The 5,102-nt window shown below is 35.8% G+C and carries 4 protein-coding genes; all 4 read right to left on the reverse strand.

The features are described 5' to 3' along the window. Nucleotides 1-261: ABC transporter permease (locus ACAG39_12380; GenBank protein ID MEZ0538018.1), on the reverse strand; the 261-nt coding region annotated here is incomplete at its 3' end. Continuing rightward, nucleotides 258-1,274, reverse strand: coding sequence for an ABC transporter permease (locus ACAG39_12385; protein MEZ0538019.1), 1,017 nt, complete (start codon nt 1,272-1,274; stop codon nt 258-260). The genes ACAG39_12385 and ACAG39_12380, both read right to left, overlap by 4 nt. Before the next feature lie 80 nt (nt 1,275-1,354). Further along, nucleotides 1,355-3,079, reverse strand: coding sequence for an ABC transporter substrate-binding protein (locus tag ACAG39_12390; protein MEZ0538020.1), 1,725 nt, complete (start codon nt 3,077-3,079; stop codon nt 1,355-1,357). Between the two features lie 85 nt (nt 3,080-3,164). After that, the gene (locus tag ACAG39_12395) at nt 3,165-4,871 is read right to left on the reverse strand and encodes a glycoside hydrolase family 3 protein (protein MEZ0538021.1); all 1,707 of its coding nucleotides are present in this window, start codon (nt 4,869-4,871) and stop codon (nt 3,165-3,167) included. Nucleotides 4,872-5,102: the final 231 nt, after the last annotated feature.

The following is a 5,102-nucleotide window of genomic DNA, read 5'->3' on the forward strand; positions in this document are numbered from 1 at the left end:
TGCTATTATCCCTCCTAAAAACCCTATTATCAACGATGTCTTTGTTCCATGCATTAACTCTGTTAGTACATCTCTCCCTAAGTTATCTGTCCCCAATATATATTTTTCTGATGGTGCTGTGAAAAGCCCTCCTACTGTATCAAATGGATTCCTTTGGTTTAGTATAGGCCCAAAAAATCCAAACAACAACACCATCACAAATAACACAAAGCCTAATATAAATCTCTTGTGCCTAAATAATGTCCTTATTGTCCCCATCATCTCTCACCCTCTTGTGCTGCTCTTATTCTTGGGTCTATAAACCCATATGCTATCTCTACTAAAAAGTTGGCTAACAATACTGCCACTGTTATAAACAGCGTACACCCTTGTATCAATGGATAGTCTACCTGCCTTACTGCTGAAAACAACAAGCTCCCTACCCCAGGATATGAGAATACTGTCTCGGTTATCAATGCCCCTGCCATCATTGTTCCAAATGATAATGCAAGCCCTGTTACCTGTGGTAACATTGCATTCCTAAACACATACTTTATTATCTTATTATCCTTTAACCCAAGTGTCCTTGAATAGTTTACATAGTCGGTTGTAAGCTCATATAACGCCATCTGTCTCATTCCTATTGCCTGCCCACCTATTGCTACTAACACCAACGAACTAAACGGTAGTATGTAGTGGGTGAGTACATTCCCTATAAAGTCTAATGAGAATGATGGCATAAATCCAAAGTCATATCCTCCTCCTGTTGGCAGCACCGGCCATTTTACTGCAAATAGGTATAGTAGTATTATTGCTAAACAGTAATAGGGTATGTTTGAAAATACCAATGATGTTGTAAATACCACTCCATCAAACTTCTTTCCCTTGTATGCACTAAATGCTCCAAGTAAGTTCCCTATTATCCATCCTATCAATATTGCTGGTATCTGCAGTCCTAATGTCCATGGCAATGCCTCTTTTATTAAATCTATTACCTTGCCTGGATAAAGCATAAATGATGTCCCTAAATCCCCTCTTAATATATTCCTTAAATATGCAAAATACTGCATTATTATTGGCTTATCTAACCCAAACTCCTTCATGTATGTCTCATATAGCCTTTTTACTGCATCACCTTGCAGGCTTCCTCCTCTTGTTAACTGGCTTATTATTACCTGCACTGGATTGCCTGGTATTAATCTCGGTAAGAAAAAGTTTAGACTTATTGCTATATATAACGCTAATAGGTAGTATCCTGTCTTCCTTAATATATATTTGCTAAACTTCGATTTCATTTTCGTCTCCCCTGACAATTAAATATTATTTTGGGAAGGAAGATTTTTATTCTTCCTTCCCTCTAAATTAAAGCTTAAAATTATTTCTTAGGTTTAATCTTATAAAGAAGCTGAACACCTGCATAGTTATGTTGTGGTGGTGCTGTTGGATTCTTTTCATTCGGGAAGTTGGTCCAGTATGTTTCGTTGTATTCATAGAATTCCCATGGTCTATATTCAAGTGGTATTATTGGTATATCCTTCATGTAAAGGATATTAAGCTGTCTATATATATCTGTTAATTTCTTTGTATCCTGTGTCGATGCTGCCTCATCTAAAAGCTTCTCTGCCTCTTGATTCTTATATCTTCCCCAGTTCCAGTATGCTACTTGTCCTGCTGGTGGTACTCCTCTTGATTCCATTACATCCCTGAATCTTATCCATGGATGTGCTGGTGAATATCCTCCACCTGGTGTCCACATCAATATATCAAAGTTGCCATTGTCTCTATGGTCTGCTACTACTGGAAATTCTGGATAGTTAGTCCTTATATCAAATCCTACCTTCTTTGCACTCTCTGCTACTACCTCTAATGATGTCATCCAGTCTGTCCATCCATATGGACATTCTAATGTTATTGGCCCAAGTCTTGTTCCATCTGGTAATACGTATACTCCATCGCTGCCTTTCTTTGCCTTTAATTCCTTTTCTAATATCTCTACTGCTTTCTTTGGATCATACTTCCATCCATATTTCTCCACATCTGCTTTGTTGTAGTACTTCTTCTCTGGTACTCCTACTGGTATTATCAAACTTGATGATACCGGTTGTGAATACCTTGACATCGCTGTCTCTGCTATCTTCGCATAGTTTATTGAATATGCTAATGCCCTTCTTACTAATGGGTTATTGAGTGGCTTTTTGTTTACATTGATTATCAATGATGGTATTGATGCTGGAACGTGATATGGAACATTCTTATACCATGTACCTACTGGCAACTTCTTGTCTTCCCACATCTTCCATATCTGTGGGCAGAATTGTTGTGATAGGTCTATTTGTCCTTTTTCTAATGCAAGGTTTCCTGCATCGTTACTCTTGAATATTGGGTGTACTATATATGTTGGGGCTGGTTTACCAAAGTACTTGATTCCCCAGTAATTATCATCCCTTACTAATACTATCTGTGATTGGTTATAGCTAAGTAGCTTATATGGACCTGATCCTACTGGTTTTAGGTTTACTGCCTGGGTTACTGCATTCTTCTTCTCTATTGGTTCCCATACATGTTTTGGAACAATACGAATTGTGCTTATATAGTTCTCTACCATTGCTCTATGAGCTTTCTTTGGATTTAGCTTCATTTCTATTGTTGTTGAGTTTGTTGCTTTACATGATGTGATGTAATCCCATATTGGACTGTATGATACTGCTACCTTCTTACCAAGGTTTATTGTATACTCTACGTCTGTTGCTGTGAGTGGCTTTCCATCTTGCCATTTTGTACCTTTACGAAGTGTAACAACAAGCGTTAGGTTGTCTTTCCATTGATACTTTTCTCCTAATAATGGATCCAAGTTTCCTGTGATTAGATTAAATGAGAACAATGTTTCATAAATGTACGAATTACTCCCAATTGGCCACGCTGGACTTGTGTTAAATGGATTGAAGTTTGTTGGTGGTCCCCATTGAAAACCTGCAACATAAAGGGTATTCTTTCGGGTCATCTTCTCAGCCGCCGTCGCAAACGACATTGCAAGTGTTACTACAAATACCACTGCAATTACTAATGCCAATAACCTCGTTAGCTTTTTGTTACCTCTCATGTAAAAAGCCTCCCCTTTTTTTATTTATTTATTATAATGAGGCTGCCTTTTTTATTAGTTTTTAAGACAACCTCATTATTCCCACTTATAGTGTAGCATCCCAATAGCCACAGAAAGGATCAACAGGGTTTATACCCTTAAATTCAGATCTTCCTAATATCTTTTCAACAACTGCTTCAACAACATATTCTGATGAATTATATCCATTTATAAATGTCTTTACCATTGGAACATCTTGAAGATGATAAGGATTATCAACTGAAATAAACAATGTAGGAACTTCTTTTACAAACTTAGGTACGTCTGAACCCATTGGTTGAGCCCAATTTATTCTTACTACTGTTTGATTGCTTTGTGTTTTTAGGCTTGCAAAGTAAACTATTAAGTCGAAATTTTTGAAGAAACTTATTGGCCTATTCATTACACTAAAGTCAGTATTAGAATAATCATATTTTGTTATTTCAAATCCATTTTGTTCAAGTAGCTTAATAAAATACCCATTAATACCTTTGCTATCATCCATATAGCCGCCAATATCGCCAAGTATATATAAAAGAACCTTTTTGTGCTTTTCAGGACTAATTGGAAGTAGTTTTTGTGTATCTTTAACTAAAGTAACTGCTTTATCGGCACATTCCCTTGCCCATCTCTCATGTTCTTCACACTTTATCACAGATAAAGCACTTTTATCTGGGACAAGGTTTCCTTCCTTTTGTTTTATATGCAGTCTTAGCCTTGCTTTAAGAGCTAAAATTCTTGTAACAGCTTCATTTAGTCTTTCTTCTGTAATAATTCCTTTTTCTACACCTTTAAGCATAAAATTAAAGTCTTCTTCAAGATTCATTGTAAATAAAAACATATCGCATCCAGCAGCAATTGAGGTAGGAACTGCTAACTCTCTTGGCATTGCAACTGCAAAGCCTGCCATTGAGGTAGCATCTGTAACAATAAGCCCATTGAATCCAAGCTTTCCTCTTAGTAAATCTATATTTAATTCAGGAGCTAATGAAGCTGGCATTATGTCTTCATCTTTTATTCCTGGTCTTAATAGCCTTGAATATGCTGGTTGTAGTATATGAGCAGACATAACTGTTTCTGCACCTTCATCAATCATACCTTTATATACATATCCATATGTTTTATCCCATTCTTCAGTTGAAAGTGAATTTACAGAGGCCACTAAATGCTGGTCCCTTCCATCAACCCCATCACCTGGCCAGTGTTTTATTGAAACTGCCAAGCCATTTTCCTGAATACCCTTCATGTATGCCCTTGCAAGCCTTAATACTCTATTTGGGTCAGAGCCATATGTCCTTGTATTAGTTATTGGATTATTAAAGTTATAGTCAATATCAATTACAGGAGCAAATGCCCAGTTACATCCAATAGTTCTTCCTTCTCTTCCTGCAATAACACCAAGTCTATATGCCATTTCTTCATCATCAGTTGCTGCTACCTCAAGCTGTGATGCATAATTTGTCCCATCTATTGCAATACCGTTGCCACCTCTTTCAAGGTTTGCAGCAATAAGTAAAGGAATATCGAAGCTTTCTTGTAATATCCTTGAGTTCTCTTGAGCTTTTTCTGCCATAAATGGCCTTTGCATAAATCCACATGGCTTCATATCTAAGTTTTTAAGCTCTTGGAGTAATTGAGATACATCTTCTTTTGAAACTACCAAGCAAAATAGCTGTCCTACCTTTTCTTTTGTTGTCATCTTTGATAATGTTTCATTAACCCAATTAATATCTTCATCTGATAGATAAAATGGCTTGTCTTTTAAATTAATCATGTTAACCTCCTCAATGGTAATTAAAATATATTAAATAAAAAATATATGAACATTTCTGTTCATAATATTTAAAATGCAATAGAATATATAAAATTTTAACATGGCAAGTCTTCATTGTTGGTTGTTATATGTTAATTTTAACTAAATTCTATTATTTCTTCTTGGCTTTTTTTAATCTATTTATTGTTCTATTTTGTCTATTTTTTTTAAAAAATTTTAATCCTTAAATTT

The sequence above is a fragment of the Caldicellulosiruptoraceae bacterium PP1 genome (assembly GCA_041320695.1).
Classification (GTDB): Bacteria; Bacillota; Thermoanaerobacteria; order Caldicellulosiruptorales; family Caldicellulosiruptoraceae; genus JBGGOQ01.